Source organism: Adhaeribacter sp. (genome assembly GCF_057359045.1).
This window is the reverse complement of the sequence record NZ_JBMQUD010000006.1, coordinates 40,150-67,114: the sequence shown is the minus strand read 5'-3', so window position 1 is coordinate 67,114 and position 26,965 is coordinate 40,150. Positions and strand designations below refer to the sequence as shown.

General features: G+C 43.9%; 22 protein-coding genes. 19 read left to right on the top strand and 3 right to left on the bottom strand.

The window, feature by feature from the left end; all coding sequences use genetic code 11:
* The first annotated feature begins 284 nt into the window (after positions 1-284).
* The 3 genes from ACO1R6_RS01430 to ACO1R6_RS01420 all read left to right on the top strand — a co-directional run bounded on the left by ACO1R6_RS01430 (position 285) and on the right by ACO1R6_RS01420 (position 4,153).
* Positions 285-1,577: an amidohydrolase family protein gene (locus ACO1R6_RS01430; RefSeq protein WP_486261681.1), complete on the top strand. Its 1,293-nt coding sequence runs from the start codon at positions 285-287 to the stop codon at positions 1,575-1,577.
* 376 nt (positions 1,578-1,953) lie between these two features.
* On the top strand, positions 1,954-2,820 hold the full coding sequence (locus ACO1R6_RS01425; RefSeq protein WP_486261680.1) for a VOC family protein: 867 nt from the start codon (positions 1,954-1,956) through the stop codon (positions 2,818-2,820).
* A gap of 277 nt (positions 2,821-3,097) precedes the next feature.
* Positions 3,098-4,153 (top strand): bifunctional transcriptional activator/DNA repair enzyme AdaA, encoded by a 1,056-nt coding sequence (locus tag ACO1R6_RS01420; protein WP_486261679.1) that lies wholly within the window; start codon positions 3,098-3,100, stop codon positions 4,151-4,153.
* Position 4,154: 1 nt separating this feature from the next.
* Here the strand turns inward: ACO1R6_RS01420 and mutM are convergent, their stop codons facing one another.
* On the bottom strand, positions 4,155-4,964 hold the full coding sequence (gene mutM / locus ACO1R6_RS01415; protein ID WP_486261678.1) for a DNA-formamidopyrimidine glycosylase: 810 nt from the start codon (positions 4,962-4,964) through the stop codon (positions 4,155-4,157).
* Positions 4,965-5,276: 312 nt separating this feature from the next.
* On the opposite strand from mutM, the gene ACO1R6_RS01410 reads away from it, so the two are divergent.
* Positions 5,277-6,359: an NADH:flavin oxidoreductase/NADH oxidase gene (locus ACO1R6_RS01410; protein WP_486261677.1), complete on the top strand. Its 1,083-nt coding sequence runs from the start codon at positions 5,277-5,279 to the stop codon at positions 6,357-6,359.
* A 123-nt stretch (positions 6,360-6,482) separates the two neighbouring features.
* Here the strand turns inward: ACO1R6_RS01410 and ACO1R6_RS01405 are convergent, their stop codons facing one another.
* Positions 6,483-6,989 carry an Mpo1 family 2-hydroxy fatty acid dioxygenase gene (locus ACO1R6_RS01405; RefSeq protein ID WP_486261676.1) on the bottom strand — a complete coding sequence of 169 codons (507 nt, stop codon included), beginning with the start codon at positions 6,987-6,989 and terminating at the stop codon, positions 6,483-6,485.
* Positions 6,990-7,554: 565 nt separating this feature from the next.
* On the opposite strand from ACO1R6_RS01405, the gene ACO1R6_RS01400 reads away from it, so the two are divergent.
* The 10 genes from ACO1R6_RS01400 (at position 7,555) to ACO1R6_RS01355 (ending at position 19,611) form a co-directional block, all read left to right on the top strand.
* Positions 7,555-9,648, top strand: a complete 2,094-nt coding sequence (locus ACO1R6_RS01400; protein ID WP_486261675.1) for a hypothetical protein — start codon at positions 7,555-7,557, stop codon at positions 9,646-9,648.
* 126 nt (positions 9,649-9,774) lie between these two features.
* Positions 9,775-10,101, top strand: a complete 327-nt coding sequence (locus ACO1R6_RS01395) for an ArsR/SmtB family transcription factor (RefSeq protein WP_486261674.1) — start codon at positions 9,775-9,777, stop codon at positions 10,099-10,101.
* A gap of 27 nt (positions 10,102-10,128) precedes the next feature.
* Complete coding sequence (locus tag ACO1R6_RS01390; RefSeq protein WP_486261673.1) at positions 10,129-10,557, top strand: SRPBCC family protein; 429 nt, start codon at positions 10,129-10,131, stop codon at positions 10,555-10,557.
* A 522-nt stretch (positions 10,558-11,079) separates the two neighbouring features.
* Positions 11,080-12,171, top strand: coding sequence for a glycosyl hydrolase (locus ACO1R6_RS01385; protein WP_486261672.1), 1,092 nt, complete (start codon positions 11,080-11,082; stop codon positions 12,169-12,171).
* Between the two features lie 73 nt (positions 12,172-12,244).
* Positions 12,245-12,769, top strand: a complete 525-nt coding sequence (locus ACO1R6_RS01380) for a transposase (RefSeq protein ID WP_486261671.1) — start codon at positions 12,245-12,247, stop codon at positions 12,767-12,769.
* A 128-nt stretch (positions 12,770-12,897) separates the two neighbouring features.
* Positions 12,898-13,836, top strand: coding sequence for a hypothetical protein (locus ACO1R6_RS01375; RefSeq protein WP_486261670.1), 939 nt, complete (start codon positions 12,898-12,900; stop codon positions 13,834-13,836).
* 17 nt (positions 13,837-13,853) lie between these two features.
* Entirely contained in the window at positions 13,854-14,540 is a 687-nt protein-coding gene (locus tag ACO1R6_RS01370; RefSeq protein ID WP_486261669.1) for a hypothetical protein, read from the top strand.
* 212 nt (positions 14,541-14,752) lie between these two features.
* Positions 14,753-17,047 carry a Tex family protein gene (locus ACO1R6_RS01365; protein ID WP_486261668.1) on the top strand — a complete coding sequence of 765 codons (2,295 nt, stop codon included), beginning with the start codon at positions 14,753-14,755 and terminating at the stop codon, positions 17,045-17,047.
* Positions 17,048-17,696: 649 nt separating this feature from the next.
* Positions 17,697-18,086: a hypothetical protein gene (locus ACO1R6_RS01360; RefSeq protein ID WP_486261667.1), complete on the top strand. Its 390-nt coding sequence runs from the start codon at positions 17,697-17,699 to the stop codon at positions 18,084-18,086.
* Between the two features lie 193 nt (positions 18,087-18,279).
* A complete protein-coding gene (locus tag ACO1R6_RS01355) occupies positions 18,280-19,611 on the top strand; it encodes a sigma-54-dependent transcriptional regulator (RefSeq protein WP_486261666.1) in 1,332 nt (443 codons plus the stop codon).
* 160 nt (positions 19,612-19,771) lie between these two features.
* On the opposite strand, the gene ACO1R6_RS01350 is transcribed toward ACO1R6_RS01355, so the two are convergent.
* On the bottom strand, positions 19,772-22,321 hold the full coding sequence (locus ACO1R6_RS01350) for an ATP-binding protein (RefSeq protein WP_486261665.1): 2,550 nt from the start codon (positions 22,319-22,321) through the stop codon (positions 19,772-19,774).
* Positions 22,322-22,641: 320 nt separating this feature from the next.
* On the opposite strand from ACO1R6_RS01350, the gene ACO1R6_RS01345 reads away from it, so the two are divergent.
* The 5 genes from ACO1R6_RS01345 (at position 22,642) to ACO1R6_RS01325 (ending at position 26,945) form a co-directional block, all read left to right on the top strand.
* Positions 22,642-23,058, top strand: a complete 417-nt coding sequence (locus ACO1R6_RS01345) for a hypothetical protein (protein ID WP_486261664.1) — start codon at positions 22,642-22,644, stop codon at positions 23,056-23,058.
* Between the two features lie 336 nt (positions 23,059-23,394).
* Positions 23,395-24,213 carry a hypothetical protein gene (locus ACO1R6_RS01340; protein ID WP_486261663.1) on the top strand — a complete coding sequence of 273 codons (819 nt, stop codon included), beginning with the start codon at positions 23,395-23,397 and terminating at the stop codon, positions 24,211-24,213.
* Between the two features lie 105 nt (positions 24,214-24,318).
* Positions 24,319-24,891 carry an RNA polymerase sigma-70 factor gene (locus ACO1R6_RS01335; protein ID WP_486261662.1) on the top strand — a complete coding sequence of 191 codons (573 nt, stop codon included), beginning with the start codon at positions 24,319-24,321 and terminating at the stop codon, positions 24,889-24,891.
* 127 nt (positions 24,892-25,018) lie between these two features.
* Entirely contained in the window at positions 25,019-25,747 is a 729-nt protein-coding gene (locus ACO1R6_RS01330) for a head GIN domain-containing protein (protein ID WP_486261661.1), read from the top strand.
* 184 nt (positions 25,748-25,931) lie between these two features.
* Positions 25,932-26,945: a FecR family protein gene (locus ACO1R6_RS01325; protein WP_486261660.1), complete on the top strand. Its 1,014-nt coding sequence runs from the start codon at positions 25,932-25,934 to the stop codon at positions 26,943-26,945.
* The last annotated feature ends 20 nt before the right edge of the window (positions 26,946-26,965 follow it).

Sequence of the window (26,965 nt, the reverse complement as noted above, 5' to 3'; positions counted from 1 at the left end):
CCCTTGAGGGGAGATAAAGAGGGGTGTAAGGTTGGATTGACAACTGAGAAGCAAAAGCTATTGTGAATTTCTGCTGTCTTGACATCCCTGCGGTCCCCTCAAGGGGACAGTTCCCCGTAGCAAAGGCTTTTTGTAAACTACCAATTTATTTTAAAGATTATTAATATATATTAATAAGGGCCTAACAAAAACTTACCCTCCTATATTAGGAGGGGCAGGGGTGGTAAATAAATAGTTCGAAAACCACTCCTAAAAAGTATACTTTAATTAAACCAATATTCCCAATGAAATATAAATATTTATTCATAGCACTGCTGTTTAGCTATAGCGCCTGGGCCCAGGTACCAGCGCCGGCACCGCCGCAAAGCAAACCCATTTTACTCACGGGTGCCACCCTGCACGTAGGCAACGGTACCGTTATAGAAAAAGCTGCCGTTGCTTTCGACAAAGGCAAAATAACCTATGCTGGTCCGGCTACGGGTGCGCCGGCCAATGCTGCTTTTGAACGCATAGATGTAAGTGGTCAGCATATTTACCCGGGGTTAATTCAGCCCAACACGACCCTGGGGCTAAACGAAATTTCGTCGGTGCGGGCTACTCTAGACCAACAGGAAGTTGGCGTTATTAACCCCAATGTACGGGCTATGGTGGCCTTTAACACCGATTCGGAGGTACTGCCCACCATCCGGGCCAATGGCGTGCTGCTGGTACAAGCTACACCGGTGGGCGGCACTATTTCCGGCTCCTCGTCGGTAATGCAGCTTGATGCCTGGAACTGGGAAGATGCCGTGGTAAAAGCCGACGATGGTTTGCACCTAACCTGGCCGTCTTTGCTTACCCAAACCCAAACCGACGTAACCCCCGCTTATACCGAAGCCCTGCGCAACCGCGAAAAATCAATTCAGGAACTCGACCAGCTTTTCGGCCAGGCCTCGGCTTACCGCCCGGGTGCTTACGACAAAACCAACGTAAAATTAAATGCCATGCGGGGTTTGTTCGATGGCACCAAACGCTTATACCTGCACGCCAATCAGGCCAAAGAAATAATAGAAGGCGTGCGGTTTGCCCAGCAACGAGGCGTTAAACATGTGGTGCTGGTAGGTGGCCGCGATGCTTGGCGCATTACTGATTTCCTACGGGAGAATAATATTCCGGTTATTATATCGGGTGTTCATGCCTTGCCCACTTACGCCGGCGACGACACTGATTTAGCCTATAAAACGCCTTTTTTGCTGCAGCAAGCCGGTATTTTATACGGATTAGATTACGATGCCAGCTTGCACGGCGTACGGAATTTACCTTTTATTGCCGGTACGGCCGTGGCCCACGGCTTAACGAAAGAACAAGCATTGATGGCTATTGCGGGTAACACGGCTAAAATATTAGGCATTGCTGGGCAGGTAGGTACCGTAGAAACCGGGAAAGATGCCACGCTGGTAGTTTCGGCCGGCGACTTACTGGACATGCGCACCAACAATGTAACCCGCGCTTACATCCAGGGCCGTCAGATCAACCTCACCGACAAACAAAAATCCCTCTACGAGAAATTTAAAGCGAAATACAAAGAAGCAAAGTAGTACCTCTTCCAGAAAGACCAATTGCCTACAAATACGACTGTTGATAGCGATTAATAATATACAGCTACTGGCGCGGGCGTCCTCGCCCGTGCTGTTTTCCTCCGCCCTCTGGCCAATATTATACAAATCATTAGAATTGATAAATACCTCGGCCAGAGGCCGGAAGAAGTAATCACCGGCGTGACGCCGGCGATAGCAGCTATTTATTTACATGTGAACAACAGTTCTTGGTGAAAGCCGCTCCCCTAAATATCTATCCTCTCGTATTTAAATTAAAATAACCCAAGAAAGTTATTTCCATACTAAATTCTAATTACAAAGCTTTAAGCTTTTATCTTACATTGTTATTTTACGCTGGCCAGTTATAAAATATATTATGAACACATTTACGCTACCCGCCAATACATCTGTACAACAGGTTACCCTCCGTACCCGCCAGTTAGCCGAGCTGAGTAATTTTTACCAAACTGTGTTGGGCTTACGGCAAATAGACAGTCCCGCTAACCAGGTACACTTAGCAGCCGGCGAACAGACCATCCCGCAACTTATACTGGAAGAAGACAAAACCGCCCCTTTGTTTAGCCGCCGGCAACCAGGGCTGTACCACATAGCCTGGCTTGTACCTAACCGGCCGGAACTGGCCCGGGCTTTACGGCATTTACTCCAAACCAAGTGGCCGCTGCAAGGTTTTGGCGATCATCTGGTAAGTGAGGCTATTTACTTGGCCGACCCCGATGGTAACGGCATTGAGGTATATGCTGATCGCCCCCGCGATACCTGGCCAATCGTAAACGGACAAGTACAAATGGATACCTTGGCGGTAGATGTGCCAAACCTGCTCGCCGAAATAGAAAATACTGACACTAACTGGAACGGTTTACCGGCCGGCACTATAATCGGTCACATTCATTTGCAGGTATCGTCGTTGGCGGCCGCCAAACAATTTTATTGCGAACAGTTGGGCTTTGATGTGATGCAGCAAAATTACCCCGGAGCACTATTCGTTTCGGCAGGCGGCTATCACCACCACTTGGGCCTAAACACCTGGCATAGCTTAAACACCACGCCTGGCCCAGCTAATAAAACCGGCTTAGCTAATTTTACGCTGCAGGTACCCAATAATGAAGCATTTAATTTTCTAAAGAATAATTTAACAGCGGCTGGGCTGCTTGTTACTACCCTCACGCCTACTCTTTTTACCGTTATCGACCCCGACAACCTAACTATTTTTATCAGCGCCTAATTTAATCCAAATATTGTGGGAGTAATGGAGCTTTATCTTTTCAGACATAATGGACTTGCTTCTACCGGAAAACTCAGGACATGCGCTGCGGCCAATTATCCCCCTACCCCGCCAGTAATAAAAAATACTTGTCTGTTTTTCGGTTGCTGATTAAAATCTGTTGTGCCTCTTTTGTAAAAAAGAACAATTGATTTTAGAAACTTGCCCACCCAAGTGCGATTGCCGCTTACCGGTAGGGGGAAGCAATTATCGCCTCAGCACCTAAATATTTTACGCCATGCTCGTAACGGAAACAGAAGAAGTAGAAAAATATTACCGTGCTTTAGTCCGGAAAGACGCGCAATTCATTGGTATATTTTACGTGGGAGTAAAAACAACCGGTATATTTTGCATTGCCACTTGCCGCGCCCGTAAGCCTAAACCCGAAAACGTGGAGTTTTATACCACTGCCAAAGAATTGCTGCAGCACGGCTACCGGCCCTGCAAAGTTTGTCGGCCCACCGAAAATGCTTATCAAACGCCGCCCGAAGTACAATTGGCTTTAAATTTACTTAGCCAAAACCCAGCGCAAAAAGTTTCGGACTATCATTTAAAACAGCAAGGGCTGAGTCCTGAAAAAGTAAGGCGCTGGCTTAAAAAGCACCATGGGGTTACGTTTCAGGCGTACCAGCGCATGATCCGGATTAACAGCGCTTTTGCCGAGCTGCAAAATGGCAAAAGTGTTACGGCTTCGGCTTTTGCATCGGGGTATGAATCGTTGAGCGGATTTGGCTACACTTTTAAAAAATTATTGGGCCAATCGCCCGACGAAGGAAAAGATCGAACCATTATCCTGATCACCCGCTTTACCACTCCACTGGGCCCTATGTACGCCGCCGCCACCTCATCCGGGCTTTGTTTGTTAGAGTTTACCGATCGGCGCATGCTTGAAACCGAATTCCGGGACCTTCAAAAAAGCTTAAATGCTACTATTTTAACCGGCGAAAACGCCCATTTAGCACAGGCAAAAAACGAACTTACTGAATATTTTGCGGGCACCCGCCAGCATTTTGGCGTACCGTTGCACACCCCGAGCACCACCTTCCGGCAAAAGGTTTGGCAAGCTTTAAGCCAGATACCTTACGGCCAAACTTGCTCTTACCAGCAACAAGCCGGAAAATTAGGTTATCCGCAAGCAGTTAGGGCAGTAGCCTCGGCAAACGGGCACAACCGCATTGCCATTATAATCCCCTGCCATCGGGTGATTGGCAAAGATGGCAATTTAACCGGTTACGCGGGCGGTTTGGAAAGGAAAAAGTGGTTACTGGAACACGAACGCCAGCACTCCATTTAGCTTACGGCACTTGGCAAACTGGGCAAAAATAGGTAGTACGGCCGCCTACCTTGGTAATTTGCAGGGATGTCTGGTGACGTGCACAAACCTGCCGTTCACTGGCTTTTAAAGCATTGTCGTCCCAGCCCCGGGCATGAATTAAAAATGTTTTGGGAAAGTTCTGGTAAACAGCTTCGTGCGCAATGGCAGTTTGCAAAACGTGCTGAATAGCTTCGTGCAGGTGTTCAAAATCGGCAGAGGTTAAATTATTAGCCGCTTGGGCCGGATGAATTTGGGCTTGATATAGCACTTCATCGGCAATCCAGTTGCCAATGCCGGCCAGTATTTTCTGGTCGAGGAGCAAAGCTTTAATGGGTGCTTTCCGGTTTTCTAAGCGGGCCTGCAGTTGCGGTAAGGTAATATCCAGGGCATCGGGGCCCAGGCTTTTTTCCTTGCGGTAAGCCGTTACACTTTCGGCCAGCCCCACCCGGCCAAACTTCCGCGAATCGATAAAAGCTAACCGGAAATTATTTGTAAAATGGAAAACAATGCGGGCAAAGCGCGGCGTATCTTCGGCATCGCGGAAATATGCCAAATCGCCGGTCATGCCAAAGTGCAGCACCAAAATTTTGCCGGTGCTTAACTCAATTAAAAAATGCTTGCCAATGCGGTAAGATTCCCTAAACTGAGCACCTTTTAGCGCCTGTTGCAGCGTATCGTAATCGGTGGTTAACTGGCGCTGGTCTTCTACCTCCAGGTTAGCTACGGTATGGCCCAGGGCCGTTTGGTTAAAATATTGACGGTAAGTTTCTACTTCGGGTAATTCGGGCATCAGGCATTAAGCTGTTTAGTGGGCGCTAATTGATACGGATTTATACAAAACTCTTTCGTAAACCAAATGTTTTCTGTCCTTGCTCCAGGAGATTCAAATTATTCTAAATCTCAGTTTCCCCCTGACATTCTACTGACAACCTACTTATTATTAATGACTTATAACATAATTGGCAAACCTTTCAAATTATATTTAAGACTAATTATTTATGCGAAAAAAAGCCTGAGAAGTAAAACAGCTACGATTTTACTGTAACCTTAACCCCATAAATAAGCTAAAAGAAACGGTTAAGATAATTTTGCCCCAGCACTTATGACTAGTTTATTTTCGCCGCTAAAGATTAAAGACCTGGAACTGAAAAACCGGGTAGTTGTTTCGCCGATGTGCCAGTACTCCAGCACCGATGGTTTTGCCAACGATTGGCACCTGGTACATTTGGGTAGCCGGGCAGTAGGCGGAGCCGGGTTGGTGGTTTGTGAAGCAACGGCGGTTTCGCCGGAAGGCCGTATTTCGCCCCAGGATTTAGGCATTTGGCAAGACGAGCATATAGCCTTTTTAAAGCGCATTACCGATTTTATTCATAGCCAGGGCGCCGTAGCTGGTATTCAGTTGGCCCACGCTGGCCGCAAAGCCAGCACCTGTCCGCCCTGGGAAGGCAACTACCAGGTAGCCCCGGAAGCCGGCGGCTGGACAAATATTTATGCACCCAGCGCCATACCTGTTTCCGACACCACGCCGCCGCCAATTGCGCTGAGTACAGAGCAAATTAAACAAGTTATTCAGGATTTTAAAGACGCTACCAAACGGGCTGTAGCCGCCGGCTTTAAAGTTGCCGAAGTACATGCCGCCCACGGGTATTTGCTGCACGAGTTTTTATCGCCGTTAACCAACCACCGTACCGATGCGTATGGCGGCTCGTTCGAAAACCGGATACGCCTGGTAACCGAGGTAGTTAAAGCGGTACAATCTGAGTGGCCGGCTGGTTTACCGCTTTTTGTCCGGATTTCGGCTACCGACTGGGTGCCCGACGACCCTAATGCCTGGGATTTAGAACAAAGCATAGCACTGGTCCGGGTACTTAAAGATTTGGGCGTAGATTTAATTGATACTTCCTCGGGTGGTAACGTAAGCTGGCAAAAAATTCCGGTAGGTCCAGGCTATCAAACAAATTTTGCTCAGGCCATAAAAACACAAACCGGCATTTTAACCGGTGCGGTGGGCCTTATCAGTTCGGCCCACCAGGCTGACCATATTATCCGGACCGGCCAGGCCGATGTAGTGTTATTGGCTCGAGAATTTTTGCGCGATGCGTATTTTGGTTTGCGCGCCGCTACCGAACTCCGGCAAAACGTGCCGTGGCCGGTACAATACGACCGGGCCAAGCCCCGGATTTAAACTGATTATGCACCTAATAAATAAGCAAAGGCCCCAGACCGGATAAATAGCGCACCGTTGCCAGTAATACCAGACAATTATTCCGGATTATTGGTAGCGGTTCTTACCTGATTTACAGGATTATTAATACCCGATACCGGCTTTTTTAAATAGAAAGTGCCATAACCAAATAGGGCCAATTAGCAGAAATTTTACATCGTCGAGGAAAGAAGGCTTTTTGCCTTCTATCTTGTGCCCGATAAATTGTCCGATCCAGGCTATAACAAAAACTATCAGGCAAACCTGCCACATGGGGGGCCAACCACTGTTATTATGTAGCTTTTCGAGGGTTACAATGCCGGCCGCAAAAACAAAAATAACCAGCAGCATGGCCAAGGCCAAAGCCGGCGATAACCGAAAGTAATAAACCACCGAGAACAGGATAAGAAACGTAGCCCAGTTTATGTAACCATTTAGCCGCCCTAGTGCCTCAAACCTCGGAAAAGGAATGGCCCACACCAAACCCAGCAAACTAAATACAATTAAAGGCACACAAATCCAATGAATAAATTTATTTGTGGGGTTCTGGTGGCTCTCAGCATACTTGTTAAAGTAAGCATCAACCGGGCGGGGGTGGACTGGCTGTAGCATAGAGTAAAGTTATATTATTTCCGAAATTTAGCAAACCATTCGAAACATATTTCAACTTTAACCTAATTAGATAATTTACAGCTACTTACAGTACTACGCATCCGCCTACCAAATCGTCGGCATACCCCTGCAATGCTGAGGATGAATACTACTGCATCTTATAAATCCGGTCGATGTTATTGTACTTGAATAATAGGCAGTAATAATACCACTTATCGCACTTCAACTGCATTTTAGGTATACCATTAAACAGCCACATCATCAGTAATTTATATTTTTACTTATACTAAAATTAAAACCATTAAATTATATTTATTTTATAAACCCCATATCTTATACTGTATTTCATTATCTGACACAATATTAAGAACTAAAAAACAACAGGTAATAAGAACTACAATCAGTTACTTAAGAAGTGAATATTCTTAAAATATATTAAAATACTTGAAAGTAAGTATTTTAAATTAAAAACTTACCTATTTACTTTGAAACTGGCTTATTCAAAGTTACCGAAACAAATACTAAGCTATCATTATTTAATAATTTATAAACATAATACAATTTAATGGAAAAACACTACTTTAAAAATTTCACTTTACTGCAGTACCTGGCCATTTTAGTTTTGGCTTTAGGTATTTTTAATGGCTGCACCGAAACCGAAAACAAACCCCAAACGCCCGATGCCGCCAACTTTGCCGTAGAAAGTACTAATGTAAAAACCTACGAACTGGTTACCCTGAATACCAAAAACGCGGTAGAGAGCTCTACGAAGGGTACGTTTGGCGAAACCCCGGTTGATTTGATAAAAACCTCGGACAGCACCCTTACTTTTATTGTACCGGATGTGGCCGCCGGCGGACATGCACTCAACTTCTCTAATACTAAAATTGATTTTACCGTAGCCAAAACCATTGAGGTAAGTTCAGAACAGTTATTTAAAACCATATTCCAGAATTTCGACACCCGGCTAGCAGCACTGAACCCAAGTACCGATGCGGAAAGAGAAGAAGTACAGCAGTTGAATTTATTTAAGGCTAATCTTACGCAAACCTTAAACGCTTTACCAACTGAGCAAAAAAGGCAAACGGTATTATTTTATGAGGCAAATAAAGTTGCTTTTACCGCCTTTACCAACCAGGTAACCACCAACCTGGATGCCGCCACAACCCTCCGGCTGGCCAAGGTAAATAAGCAATCCGATTGCCCCGAAACAGATTATCGCTCGTTTTACGATTGCACATCGGCTAATATGACCAACTCTTATGCGGCTTTTAATGGTAGCGCCAAGAAAATGTTGGAAATGGCAGCCATGGCCGGCACCATGGCGGGGGTAGCGTTAAAACTTTCGGCTTTAGGGCCAGTGGCTTTAGGTATTACCGCAGTAGGCATGTCTTTGCCCTTAACCATGGCCCTGTATTTAGGTGTAACCGAAGTGTGGCCAGCCTGGGTAAAATTACGCTACGATACTAAATTGTTTTTAAAAGCCCCCTGGATATTCCGGCAAGAATTATTCGAGAAAATAAATATTTCTTTCCAGACCGATAAAGACGAAGATTTAGAGTTAGAGGCGGGCTTTAGAACACTTAGCGCCGACGATAATCAGAATACCCAAACCAATTATATACCCCGCAGTAGCATTTCGTTCCTGAATATTTTTGCGCGGGTAAACACTTACTGGGATAAACTAACGGCTTTATTCGGGGAGCTTCCTACTTTCCAGCCAAGCGAAAGATTAATTAGCTTAGCCACCGAGAATATTCAAATATCGGCTATTTCTAACAGCCAGGTGCAATTGGTAAGCAAAGCCGGCGAAAACGTAAAATTCAAGTCTTTATCGGGCCAGGACGAATCTTTTAATTTTAAAATTAAAGTAACCAAAGAAGGATTTACCCAGGAGAAAGTGGTAAGCGCCAAGGTAACCGGCCTGAAAGTTTACGCTAAAACCATAGAAAGCTACAGTGGCCATTTACAACCTTTTGCCATTACCAACCACCGGGCATTTATTCCGCTGCAAGTAAAAGTGAAAGATGCCACTGGCAAGTTATTGGCCGGCGTTCAGGTAGAATGGCGCGTAAAATCGGGGGGCGGCAAGTTGTATTCTGCGCAAACGGCATCTGTCCAAAATACCGCCACATCCCTTTCGCGCTCCAGCTGGGTAGATGACGATGGCATTGCCAGCATTGAGTTTTACCCCGGCAACGACGGCATACAGGAAGTAGAAGCCATTACCCGGAAAAAAGACGGTTCTTTGGTAAGCGGTTCGCCGGTGTCGTTTAAAATGGGATCGCCCCTACTGGGCAAGTGGAACCTGGTTTCTTATAAAACGCAATTCGAAAGCGCGGGCTGGAAAGCAAGAGAGATTGGCTCTGGTAATTATATCAACCTCACCATCGATACCTACACCAACGGCCAAATGATTTACTCCGACTTTTTCGATGGCAATACTTCTAAAGGCGGCTTCACCATTTCGGGCCATCGGTCCGCTCCTACTACTTATTTCCTGGGCTTCGACAACAAGAGCAGCAAACCCGCTTGTATAAACGGCACCTACTCCATTAAATCGCTAACTGCCACCGAAATGATACTGGAAGGCAGCTTTAAAGTAGAACGAAATGGTAGCTATTATAACCAGTACGAAGAAGTAATATTCAGAAGATAAACCACAGACTTCACTTAATAAATAATTTGACTACAAAGGCTGCTTTTCTGTTGAGCAGCCTTTGTAGTTTATTTCAGATCCGTATATTTGTAACCAAACGGTTACGCATTATAATTTTACCGAAAGATGAGAAGAGATGTTTTTCAGGCCATTGCCGACCCTACCCGCCGCGAAATTATTAACCTACTGGCGCACCAGCAACTTAACTTAAATGCCGTAGCCGAAAATTTCAAGGTCAGTCGGCCGGCTATATCCAAGCACATAAAAATATTAACCGAGTGCGGGCTGGTAATTATTAACCAACAGGGCCGCGAGCGGTATTGCCACGCCGATTTGCGGAAACTACAGCAGGTAAACGCGTGGGTAGAACAATACCAGGCTTTTTGGTCGGGCAAATTAGATGCGCTCGGCGAATTCCTGGCAAAAGAGCAGGAACAAAAGAAAATAGATTAATTCCCTCTCACTAAAATATATAAAACTATGCAACAGCAACCTTTTGTAATCGAACGCACTTACAATGCCCCAGTGCAAGCCGTTTGGGAAGCCATTACCGACAAAAACAAAATGAAACAATGGTACTTTGATTTAAAGGAGTTTAAGCCTGAAGTAGGTTTTGAGTTCCGGTTTTACGGCGGCGAGGACGAAAACCAATTCCTGCACATCTGCCGGATAACCGAAGTATTACCGGGCCAAAAACTAACCCATACCTGGCAATACGAAGGCCAACCCGAAGAAACCTTTGTTACTTTTGAATTATTTCCGGAAGGTGATAAAACCCGCCTGCGGCTTACCCACGAAGGCTTAGAAAAAATTGCCGGCTACGGCCCCATATTCGCCCGAGAAAACTTTGTCGCTGGCTGGACCGATATTATTGGAAACCTTTTAAAAGATTTTGTAGAGAAAGTTTAACCTAATATTTTCCGGGAGTTCGGTTATCTCTGACTCCTGGAAAATATCTTAAACAATAAATTTTTTGTTAAAGTAGTTGACAATAAGAATTTTGTCACCCGCAAAGCCTTAGAGTATACAGGCAACGGTATTTTGTGATTTAATGAGCGTTATACTCACTTCCAGGCTCACCTAATAGAACGCTGCCCTTGTTGGTGTTATCACCATAGGCATGCCGGCTAAGCTACTCGCACTGGCGCAAGTTTAGCGAAGCGTACTTGTGTCTATTTATAAGGGCCAGTTTTCAGCTGGCCGGCTGTCCAAAACTTCCTTTCACAAAAACACACCAGCTACAAGCTGGCGCGAGCAAACGTAAATTATTCTAAAATATTCCCTAGCCGGCATGCCTGTTGATAACACCAACAAGGGAGAAATAAGTTAATTTGGTAACGGTAAACTGCCCAAAGTAAGTTTTAGCCGGCATGCCTCTATTGATAACATTAATATAGGCGGAAAAATATATTAACCCGTAAAGTAAAATTAATGATTTATATTCCTATTTATAACGGCTCTAACCTTTCCTATGCTACTGGTTTTAAAGAATTGCTTTTTATTCTTTTAATACTCTCTCAGATTAGTTGCACTAACAAGCTATCGCCGCCATCATCAGTAAATACCCTCAGTAAAGCGGTGCCGGTAAATTCCAAAGCTACAAAAGAAGCAAGAGCGCTGTTGCAATATATTTATTCGATATCGGGTAAGTCTACTTTATCCGGCCAACATAATTATATTGGCCATTTATCGCGCTATTCCGACGAAGTAAATAACATTACCGGCAAGTATCCGGCTATTTGGGGCAGCGACTTTGGCTTTGCGGGTGCTTCTCACGACCCGGACAACATTGCATACCGGCAGAAATTAGTGGAAGAAGCTAAAAAACACCACGCGGCCGGGAGCATTATTACGCTAATGTGGCACTCCTGCCGGCCGCAGGACCCAGAGCCCTGCGGCTGGAAAGAGAGTGTACAGGCCGAACTAACCGCGCAGGAGTGGGAAGATTTAATAACGCCCGGTACGGCTATGTATACAGCGTGGGTGCAAAAAGTAGACGTTATTGCGGGGTATTTAAAACAACTGCAAGCAGCTAATATTCCGGTAATCTGGCGACCCTACCACGAAATGAACGGCGGCTGGTTTTGGTGGGGCCAGAAACCCGGCGAACGCGGCTACCCTGCTCTTTACCGGATGCTATACGACCGTCTGGTAAAGCATCATGAGTTAAACAACCTGCTCTGGGTTTGGAACACCGACCGTCCTCGGGCCGGAATAGAACAATATTATCCGGGTCCGGAATACGTTGATATTTTAGCCGCCGATATTTACGAAAACGACTACAACCCGGAATACTATAGCCGCTTTGTACAACTAGCCAACGGCAAACCTATTGCCTTGGGCGAAGTAGGCGAACTGCCAACGCCCCAAATATTGCAGCAGCAACCTAAATGGTCGTGGTTTATGGTCTGGTCAGGATTCTTATTAAGAAAGAAAACCCCAGATGATATTAAAGCTATTTATGATTTGTCCACGGTTATAAACCGGAATGCGTTACCAGTCAATTTAAATAAAAGTCGGTAATATTTATTTGTTATTTTATTCTTGTTGCCCTTGTTGGTGTTATCACCAACAAGAAGTACTCGTATGCTAACCAATGGAATTCGAACATCCTATCCAGTTTTTTACCGCTACCATTCTGAACTGGAAACATCTGCTTAAACCGGACAAGTACAAAGACATTATTATAAGCCGCCTGCAATTTCTAGTAAACCAAAAGCGCATCATTTTACTCGCTTACGTGATTATGCCCAATCACCTGCACCTTATCTGGCAGATAAATAATGGTTATAAGCGAGAAGATGTGCAACGTGATTTTCTAAAGTATACTGCCCAACAAATACGGTTTGATTTACAAGCTAATCATCCGCAGGTACTGGAGAAATTTCGGGTTGAGGCAAAAGACCGAACGTACCAGATTTGGGAGCGCAATCCACTAACAGTAAATTTATTTGGGAAAGAGATGGTAGAACAGAAGCTGCAATATATTCACTTGAACCCTTTGCAGGAGAAGTGGAACCTGGTGCAGGAACCGGAGGATTATAGCTACTCGTCGGCTAAGTTTTATTTAACTGGTGAAGATGCTTTTGGATTGCTTACTGATTACCGGGAGATTTGCTGAAGCTACGGCCGATGCGCTTGTTGGTGATAACACCAACAAGGGGAGAAATATTTATTCAGAATATATATTTAAATAAAAACTTTAAATATATTGCACGTACAGATTTTAAAAATCTTCATCTTAACTAAATGTCTTCCAACAAATTAGAATTCAAAATTACTAAAGACTCTCATGGCAAAGATATTGAGTTAGACAATATGTCTTTGGGTGCGACTAAGTCTTTAATAGTTCTTCTTGAATCACTAACAAATATTATTAATCTCACTTCAGGTAATGAAAATGTCAGGATTCAAATTATTAAAGGTTCTGCCGCTGTAGTTGCACCTATATCTAACGAACAACTACTTAAAACTGAAGAAGCGTTTGAAGAAGTGATTGATAATCAATCAAGTAATAGTGAATTAGTTAGTAATTGGAGAAACTTGCAAAGTTTAATCTTAGCAAATGGATTACAATATGAGCTAAATTTTATAAAGGACTCACAAAAGATTCCTATTATTGATAAAATAAAAACAAAGAAGCTATTTAGAACTAAGTCTGTTAAAAAATCTTCAGAGTTTGAACTAACATTCTTATCTGGCAAATTAAATGAAGTTGGAGGAAAGTTTCCTAATATTCATTTATTAGATAAATTAGATAATAAAATAACTGTTAATTGTAAGGAAGAAGAGGCAATTAAAGTTAATACTTTTCTATATAAAACGATAAGTGTATCTGCTTGGTGTAAGAAAGTTAAAGGAGAAAAAGAGCAATATTTTTTCTGTGACTTCTACCAAAACGAAGAAACATTTAATGATTTTAAGGCGCATTTTTCAGTTATAAAAGACCTTGATGAGGCTGATGCTTTAGTCGAATTACATTATAGATTAAGATTTTATATAGATAATAATAATTTTGGATTGATGAGAAAATTTTTAAGGCTTTTCCTTCATGAAAGTGTGGATATAGGGTCATTAAAAACAATCTTGATTATTACAAAATCCTTTAAAAATCACGAGATGTTAATAGAAATACGGCAAAAGATTAAATCTCTTGTTGAAGCGAAACTTGGTCGTAAATTAATTTAGCTTTAATATTATTTTCTGTGTATACCTTAGAAGAAATAGATAAACAATTAATCCAATCCGATAGTAACCATTTACCTGAGAATTTTATAGCTGCGGCTGTTAAAATCCAAGAAGGTAAAGCATACCACTCTGGATTAATAATTGGGGTTAACCAGAAGTACTTTTTGTTTCATTATACATCAGCAATAATTGACTTAAATAATGTACCAAAAGGGAAATGGTATTTTCATAAAGAGTTAAGTTTTATAAGTTCGGACGAAGTAACTGCATTTCTTGCCCATTGCAGAATAATCAAACAAAATGCCAACCCAGAATATGGTTATTTTTACTCAGGCTCATATTATGATGAGAATGGGATATATTATTCAGAAAATGACACGCCTGAATATATGACTTGTGTCGGATTTTGTATTAATGTTGTATTAGGCTTTCTAGAAAATGACCAATATTTTTCATATAATGATTGGACAGAAGAAAGCTTAGAAGACTCAGAAGAATATTTTAACCAATTTATTACAGAAGAAAAATTAGTCAATCCCAATATTAATCCAGACCAGTTTAAAAGCAGCTTAAGAAGAATTAATCCTAGTGAATATTTAGCTTCTGCTTATTTACCTGGTACAAGTATCCCAATAAGGAAACAGAAAATTGATGAAATTTTAGATAATGTAAAACAAGTTATTCAATCAAAAAAAATTGATTAATTTTTAATTGTTGTTTATTTTTCTTACAAGATTCCAATTATCACCAACAATTCACACATTCCGCCCTTGTTGGTGTTATCACCAACAAGCATATCGGCACCAGCCCTCAACCCATACCAAAAACAAACCAAAACTTCAACCCCTCTCCCTCCTTTCACTTCCCAATATTTAGCCGTATTTTCGCCTACAGAAAAAAAGCAAATGCGTGCTGAATGGAAGAGAATATTAATATCAATCACTACCTTAAAATTGCTACTGAGTTAAGCATCAGTATTAAGCAAGTACAAGCCACTACCCAATTATTAGACGAGGGCGCGACCGTTCCGTTTATTTCCCGGTACCGCAAAGAAGTTACCGGCTCGTTGGACGAGGTGGCGGTGGCTGCCATCCGCGACCGCATGGAGCAACTCCGCGAACTCGATAAACGCCGCGAGTCTATCCTGAAATCCATTAACGACCAGGGCAAACTTACGCCGGAACTGGAAGCGCAGATTAACGCCGCCGAAACCATGGCCGTGCTCGAAGATATTTACTTGCCTTACAAACCAAAACGCCGTACCAAAGCCACCATCGCCCGCGAAAAAGGCCTGGAGCCGCTGGCCACGCGTATTTTTGAGCAGGAACGTTTTGATGTAACCGCCGAAGCCGCGCAGTACATTAGCGAAGAAAAAGAAGTTAAAGATACCGAAGAAGCCTTAGCCGGAGCCCGCGATATTATTGCCGAGTGGATAAACGAGAACCCGGATGCCCGCGCGCGCATGCGGAATTTATTCGAGAAGAAAGGCGTATTTAAAAGCCGCGTGATGCTGGGCAAGGAAGAAGAAGGCCAGAAATACAAAGATTATTTTGAGTGGGAAGAGCCGATTGAAAAAGCCCCTTCGCACCGGATTCTGGCTTTGCGCCGCGGCGAAAAAGAAATGATTCTGATGCTGAACGCGCAGCCCGAAGAAGAAGCCGCCATTGAAATGCTGGAAAACCAGTTTGTAAAAGGCAACAACGAGGCCGCCGAACAAGTACGTCTGGCCGCTAAAGATGCTTACAAGCGCATGTTAAAACTCAGCATGGAAACCGAAGTGCGAATGAGCTCTAAAAAACGTGCCGATGAAGAAGCCATCCGGGTTTTTGCCGATAATTTACGCCAATTGTTACTATCTGCGCCGCTGGGTCAGAAAACGGTTTTGGCTTTAGACCCCGGCTTTCGGACCGGCTGTAAACTCGTCGTGCTGGATAAACAAGGCAAACTGTTGCACAACGAAAACGTGTACCCGCACACCGGCAACCGTCAGGCGCAGGAAGCCGCCTCTACCGTTAAATATTTAGCGAATAAATTTGAAGTAGAAGCCATTGCCATTGGCAACGGCACCGCCAGTCGCGAAACCGAAACCTTTGTGCGGAGTTTAGGCTTGCCGGCCAATATTGCGGTGGTAATGGTAAACGAAAGCGGCGCGTCTATTTATTCAGCTTCGGACGTAGCCCGCGAAGAATTCCCGGATTACGATGTTACCGTGCGGGGCGCCGTTTCTATTGGTCGCCGGTTAATGGACCCATTGGCTGAACTGGTAAAAATAGACCCGAAAAGCATTGGCGTAGGTCAGTACCAGCACGATGTAGACCAGAATGCCCTGAAACATACTTTGGATGATGTGGTAATGAGTTCGGTAAACGCCGTGGGCGTAGAAGTAAACACCGCCAGCAAGCAATTATTAACCTACGTGTCTGGTTTAGGTCCGAGTTTAGCCCAAAGTATTGTGAGCTATCGCAACGAAAACGGACCGTTTAAAAGCCGCTCGGAACTGAAAAAAGTACCACGTTTAGGCGATAAAGCTTACGAACAAGCGGCCGGCTTCCTGCGCATCCGCGATGCCAAAAATCCGCTGGACGCCTCGGCCGTGCACCCGGAACGTTACCAACTGGTACAAAAAATGGCTGCTGATTTAAACGCCACCGTTACCGATTTAATGAAAAGCGCCGAACTGCGCCAGAAATTAGATTTAAAAAAATATGTAACCGCCGAAGTTGGTTTACCTACGTTGCAGGATATTATGAGCGAGTTAGCCAAACCCGGCCGTGACCCGCGCGAAGGTTTTGAAGCCTTTAGCTTTACCGAAGGTGTGAATGAAATAAAAGACCTGCACACTGGTATGAAATTGCCCGGCATTGTAACTAACATTACCGCTTTTGGTGCTTTCGTAGATATTGGGGTGCACCAGGATGGTTTGGTACACGTGAGCCACTTATCCGATAAATTTATCTCTAACCCCGCCGAAGCCGTAAAAGTGCATCAGAAAGTAGAAGTAACCGTGCTGGAAGTAGACGTAGCCCGCAAGCGGATTGCCTTATCGATGAAATCGGACCCGTACGCCGCGGGTAAGCCAAGCGGTGAACGGGGCAACGGCGGCAACCGGAATAATAATGATAACCGCCGGAACAATAACAGCAAACGCGAAGAAGAACCGATGGATGATTTTCAGGCTAAGTTAGCTAAACTAAAAGGGATGTTTAAATAATATTCCGGCTATATTTCAGTCACGCCATTCAGCCGAATAAAAATGCCTCTAAGTAATTAGGGGCATTTTTTATTTATATCCTGGAGATTATCTAAGCAACCTCAAAGCTAAAGATGCATTCGCTTGTACTTATTTATTTATTAGAATACCAGATAATAAACTGCCTCTGCCCTAGCTTAAACCTAGCAGTTGCTATTTAATACCAGATGGTATAAATACATACCAGCGTTATCAATTGCTAAACTCTTTCATTTAGCTTTACAACCTTTTAAAATAAAACTATCGTGTTGGTTATGTAAGGCCGTTTGGGAATATTTTAGTAATGCCGCTGAACAAAAAGAATAGGCAAGAGTTAAGTTTTAGCCTGATATTATATCGTCCGCCGGATTTTAGCTAAGATAATAGCCTTACAGCAGAATTAACTTCAAAGATTAGCACTTCCTGTTTGTTTCCGACTGCCCAAACTGGGGTTAATCCCAACAACTCCCACCCCAATGTGTAGAATTTTTCTACAGTACAATTTTTTAATTATATAATTAAAATCATCTAACTACCTTATAACTAAACCTATAACAAATTGTAAACTTTTTGGCACAACTGTCGCATATAGAACTGGCATCAACAATATTTAACCATAAAGATTAGAGTTATGAAGAAAGTTGTTTTTTCTGCCTTCGCTTTTGTATTATTTAGTGCGGCTACCGCTAACGCCCAAACAGGCACACAAACCGGTACCCAACAAACCGAAACCCAAAGCACCACCACAACTGCAACGCAAGGCACTACCCAAACTGGCACAACTACTACTGCTCCTGCTGCTGCTACAGCCGCAGAAGAAAATAAAACCGCAGTTACCGTAGAAGAATTACCGGCAGCTGTAAAAACCACCTTAGCCAGTCCAACTTTAAAACCCTGGACACCGACTGAAGCTTATCTGGTAAAAGAAAGTGATGGCAAAGAGTACTATGCCATTAACCTGAAAAAAGATGAGCAAACCGGTAGTGTTAAACTAGATAAAGAAGGCAAACCAGTTAAATAAATAACTGCCACCCAAAACAATTTGGCCGATTTAGTGAATCAATAAATTAAACACGGTCCTTAGTCGTAAAATAAAACTATGAAAATTGCCGTTTAAGTTTATGTCTATTACCTTACTGGAGCAAGAAAGAAAAGCCGGGCACTCCCCGGCTTTTCTTTTATTTTTGCGTATCTAGCGTAATTTATAAACAGGCATGCCCACATTCTTACTGGTTGAAGACGATTTAACTTTTTCTTTGATACTGGAAGGTTTCCTGAAAAACCAGGGCTTTGCAGTAGAAGTGGTACACCGGTTAAAAGATGGCATTAAAGCATTAGCTAACCAAACTTACCAACTGGTTTTGGTAGATTACCGCTTGCCCGATGGTACGGGTTTAGAATTGCTGCAATACTTGCGCGACCAACATGTACCTACCCCGGCCATTATGATGACTAGTTTCCGGGAAGTAGGTACTGCTGTGCGCGCCATGCGTTTAGGGGCGTTTGATTATATTACCAAGCCGGTAAATCCGGATGAACTGCTGCTGGTGGTACAGGAAGCGCTGCAACCCAGAACCACAACCCCTACAACCAAACCTGAGGCTAACCAGGCTACCATTGAAGGCCACAGCGAAGCCTCTATCCAATTATACAATTACATTCGTTTGGTAGCACCTACCGATATGTCGGTAATAATTCAGGGCGAGAGCGGAACTGGTAAAGAATATGCTGCCCGTACCATTCACCAGCTTAGTAAGCGGGCTCAGGCGCCCTTTGTGGCCATCGATTGCGGAGCCATTTCCGGCGAATTAGCCAATAGTGAATTATTTGGTCATGTGAAGGGCGCATTTACCGGGGCCCTCGCCGATAAACAAGGCTTGTTTGAAGTAGCCCGCGGCGGTACGGTTTTCCTGGACGAAGTAGGTAATTTAAGTTACGAGGTGCAGGTAAAATTATTGCGGGCCTTACAGGAGCGGGTCATTCAGCCACTAGGCAGTAATAACCGCATTGAAATTGATGTACGGGTAATTACCGCTACCAACGAAGATTTGGTAAACAGCGTTAAAAACGGCGACTTTCGGGAAGACCTGTACCACCGCCTGAACGAGTTTAAAATAAAAGTACCCGCTCTCCGCGACCGGAGCGATGATTTAGACGTTTTTGTGCAGCATTTTATTCATTTAGCTAATCAGGAACTAGGCCGCCAAGTAAGTGGATTTACCCCGGCTGTAACTACTTTATTCCGGCAATACCACTGGCCCGGCAACCTGCGCGAACTCCGGAATGTAGTAAGGCGCGCTGTTTTGTTAACTACCGGTACGTTGGCCGGCCCCGAAACCCTGCCGGAGGAAATGGTACAGGCCCTGCACGAAACGCCCAAACCCGAAGGTCCCGACCTTAAAGCTTTACAAGAGGCAACCGAACGCGAGTTAATTTCGAAAACCCTGCAGGAAGTAAAATACAATAAATCCAAAGCGGCCCGCCTGCTCAACATCGATCGCAAAACCTTGTACCTGAAATTAGCCAAATACAACCTTGAGGGCTAACCCCATACATTTACTCCAGCAGAATTTAATCAGTTACCTGTTAGTAAGCTTTTTCCGGAGTGAAGGAGGTGCGGGCGGATGTTTTTAACCCTATTATTTAAGTTAAAGCCTGCTGCAATTTACTAAGGCTTTACATTTAGTGTTAAATGAATATTTTGGGCTAAACAACCTGGACGGTATTTACTTTGCTTAGAATTTTATTTTTTAAAGATTCTACCGCACGTTGCAAGCTTTCAATTTCGGGCAGTAAGTCGGTTAAAGGTTGTTGGTTATTCAGGGCATTTTCTATGGCCCGTAACCGGGCCGCTAAAGTTGTGGCGCCTACCTGACCCGTTCGGCCAGCTAACCGGTGAATTATTTCGCTTACCGGTTCCGGTTCCAGGGCAGCCAGGTGCGTCTGTAAACTATCTAAATCTTGCTGGGTATCGAGTACAAACCTTTGTAATATTTTTTCCAGTAACTCGTCGTTGCTGCCGGTCATTTTAAGCAAAACCGATAAATCGGGTTCTGTATCGGGTGTATCCGGGGCCGCATTACAAGGTATATCGGTAATTAAATACTGCTGCAGCAAGGCCAATATTTCCTGCTCCCGAAAAGGCTTCATCAGAATACCATCAAAGCCCTGAGCCAGAATAGCTTCCCGTTCCTCGGGCAAGGCCTGGGCGGTAAGGGCGTAAATAGGCGTAGCATTGCCCGTACGGCGGCGCAGCTCCCGGCACAAATCCAATCCGTTTAGCTGAGGCATCCGGATATCTAACAAAACCAGGTTTATAGCCGGGTCCCAGTCGGTGGCCAGTACAGCCGGGGCATCGGGAGTACAAATGTGCGCTACGTGGTATTTCGTTAAAATGGCATCGCAAAGCTGCAAGATAAAAGCATCATCATCTACCACTAAAACTTTGCCGGCCAGTTTGCCGGGGTGCAGCGCTTGGGGAGCGGGTAACGCGGTGGCAAAGGCGGCAGTAGCTTGGGCAAAGGCTAAATTTACCGTAAAACAAGAGCCAACGCCGGGGGTACTGCTTACCGTAATATTTCCGCCCTGGGCTTCTACCAACGTTTTTACAATACTTAAACCTAAACCGGTACCGCCATAGGTTTGTACTACCGTGCTATTAGCTTGCTCAAACGAATTAAAAATATGCGTCAGTTCAGTCTCCGTCATCCCAATGCCGGTATCTGCTACCACAAAACTAAAATTAGCTGCATTGTTGGTGAGCTGCTGTTTAATGGTTAAGGTTACCTGCCCCTGCTGGGTAAATTTTATGGCATTGCCCAGTAAATTATACAGGATTTGCCGCAACCGAAAAGCATCGCCCACATATACGCCCGTTTCGGGTAAGTCAGTGTGCAGACTAAGTGTTAAATGCTTGTTTTGCGCCGGCAACTGCATGGTTTTTACTACTTCGGCAATTAATTGGGCCATACAAAAAGGCTTTTGCTCAAAGGTAAATTTATCGGTTACAATGCGGCTGTAGTCTAAAACTTCGTTTACTATTTGCAATAAATGTTCTGACGACCGGTAAATGGCCTCTAAAGCCGCGCGGGGTGGTTGCTCCTGCTGGTGCACCTGCTCGGCAAAACCAATAATGGCTTGCAGGGGCGTTCTTATCTCGTGGCTCATATTGGCCAAAAAGCGTTGTTTTACCTGCCCCAGTTGTTCGGCTTCTTCCCGGGCGGCTTCGGCTTCTTCTTTGGCAATTACCAATTGCCGCCGGTATTTCTGGCTGCGCGAAATATCCATAAATATTAAATAAACCAACAAAGCCGCCCCCAGAAAAAAGCCTACCATAATGGTATTTATGCGCCCAATACTGGCATTCATGGTATCGGTAGCCAAGCGGTTATGGCGTTTTACCTGTTTTATTTCTTCGGCTTCTATGTTGTGCAGTAATACCAATAGTTGCTGATGCAGTTTATTATCGGCATTTACCAGGGCCAGCTCGCGGTTAAGCAAGTTGGTGGTGCGGGCATGCTGCTCGCGCTCAATCCGGCGCATCATTTTTTCTACTTGCCAGAGGGCACTGTCGCGTTTGGCCACCGAAAGGGTATCTACCTGTACTTTTAGTTCTTCTTCTACATATTTAAGCGCCGGTGGTACTTTCTCGCTTTTGCGCCCACCAAATAAACGGCTAAAAAATGGCTGCTTTGCTTTGGGCTCGTTCGGGATAACGGTGGTGGTGGTAACTTTCTGGTTGGTGGTAATAATGCTGCTATCTATTACTACCGGCTTGGTCTGCGCAATAAACTTAGATACCGCCTTAATACGCTTAGAAAGGGCCTCGTTTTTAACAAAATCGCGGCGCAGGTCTAAATAATTTTTAAGCACCTTATCGCGCGAACGCAAAATGGCAGCCATAGAATCTAGTTGCTGCAGTTGCAAAGTATCGCCCTGGCTTAGCTGGCGCAACGTATCGAGGGTGGTAAGCAGAAATTGAGCTTTGGGCGATAAGGTGTTTCCAGTAGGTTTTGGCTTTTTAAGCGCCTGGCTATTTTGTAACTGATCGAGCTGCGAAACATGGTGGAAAAGATTATTTACAATTTGCAGCTTTTCGTTAGGCGCCGAAACTTCTTTAACGGCCTGCAGCATCTCGGCAAATCCCAGGCGGGTTACTACCCAAAAAGACACAAAGGCCAGCGCCCCAATAAAAAAGGCCGCCACTACTTTCTGGCGGATAGACCTTAAAAAAGAAGTTTCTTTAAAATAAGCCATGTTTATTAAAACTCTATTTAGCCCGATATATTATCTGAATAAACAATATTCTGGTAGAATTGCCGAACTAAGCCAGGTACTCATTTAAATAAATTTACTGCTTTCCGCTACTACTGGTACAAAACCCAAAATGTTATTTTGGTTAGGCATCGCGCGCCTATTAAGAAAATTGCGCAGGGGGACAAAATTATTTTTCAACAATTTACTGTTTATAAATGGTGGGTAAACAACCCTAACCTAAACGGGTGTTACCAGTATATCCTACTAGCTGATAAGTTGTTTTAGTTCATACGGCAGGTTGTGCTTTAACAGATTACGTTATGGAAGAGATTTATTTTAAAGATGAGTATCTGTGTCTTTATTTCGACAAAAGCACCCGCACCACCCACGCTGTGTGGAAAGGATTTTTAAGCGGCGAAACTTTGCGATTGGCCGTTAAACAATGTTTAAATCTGTTGGCTAAAGAACAACCCTATCACTGGCTGGCCGATAACCGGAAAATGAAAGCTATCCGGCAAAAAGACCAAATATGGATAGAACAGGAACTGGTGCCTAAAATGCTGGCTTCGCCGTTGCGCAAAATGGCCACGCTGGTTTCCGAAGATATTTTTAACCAAATGGCTATTGAAAATCTGTACAGCAAAGCTTCCGGGTTAATGCGTTTTGAGCACCAATATTTTAAAAGCGAAATATCGGCGGCCCAATGGTTACAGGAAAGTTCTCCGGTAATTGCATAATAATTTAGTTTATCGCGTAATAATTAAATATTTCTACTGTTTAACCCTATCGGCCTGCGTAAATAAAAGATGGTTTCTTCTTATTGCTATATGTAAGCTTCCTTATTTTAACCACGATATTGTGGTTAAAACCGTAATCGATTAGAAGCGCTTTTATAATTATTCATTAAAACTATTATATTATTTTTTAAGATCTTACCTAACTAAGGCATTCAGGCCTTAAAACCAACGCTTCAGCCAGAGAAATCGGCCATTCGGGTAAAAATAAGGGCCTTGCCGCTGCTACTTAAGTTAATTTTACTGCACTCTGCAAAAATTAAACCCAGTAGTAACAGCATGAACAGGTATAAACTTATTCTCCGGGCGGCCTTCTTTATCTGGTTAAACTATGGGTTAGTAGCTTGCCAGGAGCAATCTGAAGTTCCGGTCCCACCAAAAGAAAAGCCAGCGGAAGAAGTAAAAGGCGGTAAAATAAGTAAACTTGAAAAAGACGGCGAAACTTACGCTTATACTTACAACGCCCAGGGCCTTTTAACAAAAACTTTACTAACGGGTGGTTTAAGCCAAGTAGAAATGCTGTATGATTACGACCAAAACCAAAACTTAACCCAGGTGCGGGTTTACAATGAGGTAAGCAACAAATTCTATTACACAGCTAATAAATTATCTAAATCAGAAGAATATAATAGCCAGAAAGTAATTGCCACTACCTTTTACGAATTTAACAACCAGCAGCAGCTAACCGCCGCTACCATTTTATTTAGTTTGCCTAATACCCCGCACCCTGCTACCATTACCGCCCATAAAACTACTTACAGCTATAACTCTGCCGGTAATTTAACCCTGGCCTCCGAATATTTAAAAACAGCAGGCAACGATAATTATGTGTTGTCGGCAACTACCAAATACACCCAGTTTGATACGCACCCCAGCATAATGGATGTGATAGTTGAAGACCGGCTGTTGCCCATTCCGGTTAAGCGGTTTAAGAATAATGCCGGTTTGGTGGTGTATACCCAGGGCACTTACCAGCGCCAGGTTAAACTCACGTACCAGTACAACGACCAGGGCTTACCCATTAGCCGCACTAGCCAATTAACCGAAAACAACCAAATCCATACGCCCGAAGAGACTAAAATTATTTACCTGGAGTAAATGCTTCCGGTATAGTAACATTTTTAAATCTGGTTTTATAACAACTAACCGGCGCCAATTACTTAAATATTATAGTATACTTGTGCTTTAGCCTTGCATCTTTCCATGACAGCAGCAAATTCCGGCAACAAAACCTTATCTTTTTACAACAATTCCTCGCCGGAAGAGAAAGTAGAAATACTGTTTCGTCGATATTATTCGGGTTTGTGCAAAAGCCTGTACCGGTTACTTCACGACACCAGCCTGGCCGAAGACATTGTACAGGAAGTGTTTCTGAAAGTATGGGAAATGCGCGAAACAATCCAAATGGATGAAGCCATTCAATCGTATTTGTACCGTTCCTGCTATAATACCGCCTTAAACTTCCTAAAAAGACAAAAATCCCAAACTGATATTGAGGCTATACTTACGCTAGCCAGCGACTCCGGGGCCGAAAAGCATCTGAATATTGTGGAAACCGAGAATCAGATACTCGCTGCCATTGCCGTATTGCCACCTAAAACCAAACTGGTATTTACGTTAAGCCGCTTTGAGGAGCTGAGTTATAAAGAAATTGCCGAACGGCTGGATATATCGGTTAAATCGGTGGAAAAACACATGGGCATTGCGTTGCAGCGCCTGCGCGAAAACCTGAAAGAATTCCTGACTGGGCTGCTTTTATTCTTGCTTACCCAATAATAAAAAATATTTTAATTTTTTTCTGATCGCATGGTAGGGTAAGGCTTCAGTTATTTGTTTTATAGATGAAGGCAGCCGGCGCCCTACTTCCCTAACCTAATTAAAAAACCCAAGACCTTAAAAAACTATGAAAACTTTTCTGTCTAAAAAAATTATTACTGCTTCTCTTGCCTTAGCTCCTGCATTATTTTTTACTTCCTGCGAAGATGCCCTGCGCGGCGAAGGTGAGGTAGTGTCGCGTACCCGGACCATTGGTTCTTTTGAAAAAATTGAGGCGGGTGGCAATTTTGAAATTTACCTAACCCAAGGTCCCGCTACCGATATTATGCTCGAAGGCCAGGAAAATATTCTTTCTGAATTAAGGACGCGGGTGATTGGCAACAAACTGGAAATTGATTACAGCCGCAACCGCATTAAACATCACAAAACCGTAAAAATTCACCTCACTACCCCGCAGCTATCCGGTATTTCCATCTCCGGCTCTAATAAAGTAAGAGGCTTAAGCGAGTGGCAAGTAAATGATCTAGATATAAAAACATCGGGTAGTGGCAATGTTTATTTAAGTTTGAAAAATGCCGATGAGATTGAAACTAAAATTTCGGGGTCCGGCGACATTACTTTAAGCGGCAATGCCAATAGCTACGACGGTGAAATTTCGGGTTCCGGCGAAATAAAAGCATTTGACTTAACTACCAAAGCCGCAGATATTAACGTGAGCGGTTCGGGCCGTTGCGAATTAACGGTTACCGAAAGATTAAAAGCTAAAATAAGTGGTTCTGGTAAAGTACGTTACAAAGGCAATCCGGCGGTAAGCACCTCTATTTCGGGCAGCGGCAGTGTTAACCAGGTAAATTAGTAACCTCATTCCCCAACCCCTTCTCCTAAGTGGCGAAGGGGAGCCGGTCTAACGGTTAGATTAACTACAATTCCTTTAGCCGAAGGGGAATTATTGAATAGATAATTAAAGTCTACCGCCTAGAGGATAGGCCTTTAGGATGATGTTTACGCTACAGCAGTTATTAAAAGTAGGTTACAAATAAATGGAAGATAACCGGTTTACCATCTGGGAGAAGTTAGCCCAATACGTAAGCGGCAATGCATCGGCAGAAGACAAGGCTTGGGTACAGAAACAAAAAGACCAGGACCCCGGCTTTACCGATAACTTGCAGCAAGCAGAAAAAGTATGGGCAAAGAGCAAAGTGGCCGGACCAACAACCGCTTACGAACCCGATGTAAACCAAGGCTGGCAACGATTACAAATGCGGGTGCAAGCCCGTACGGCGCAATCGCCGCCAGTGCACCGGAAAATAGCCCTTAGCACCACGTGGGGAATTGCCGCTTCCATTGCCTTGTTTATCATGGTAGGATTTTATTTTGTTAACCGATCTACCGAGCCGGCCTGGACCCAGGTAAGTACCGCCGCCAACGAAACCAAAACGATTAACCTGGCCGATGGCAGTACCGTTTCGCTGAACCAGAACAGCACCTTCTCTTATCCGGCTAATTTTCAGAAAGAAAACCGGACGGTGCGCTTAACCGGCGAAGCCTTTTTTGAAGTAGCCAAAGCCGAAGGTAAACGGTTTACCATTTTTGCCGAAGGCACCAAAACCGAAGTAATTGGCACCTCTTTTAACCTGCGGGCTTATAAAAACCAACCCGTGAAAGTACAAGTAGTAACCGGCAAAGTAGCTTTTGCCAAAACTAAAACCGACGACGCCGTGTTTCTGGTTCCGGGTCAGGAAGGGGTAATTTCGGTAGCAAGCGCCCAGCCGGTGGCCACCAAAAAAGTTATCGCCGACCCCAATTTCAGGAGTTGGAAAACCCGGAACTTTACCTTTAACAATACCCGCTTAACCGACCTGGTGCAAACGTTGGAAAAAGATTTTAACGTAAGTATTCACCTACAAAACAACGACCTAAAAAATTGCCGGTTTACCTCTTCTTTTCAGCAGCCGGAGCTAAAAGAAATATTGGATATCCTGGCAGTTACAGGCAACCTAAAAATTACACAAAACGGCAACCGGTACATAATTTCCGGCTTGGGCTGTAAATAAAATATTCTGACATTTAATTA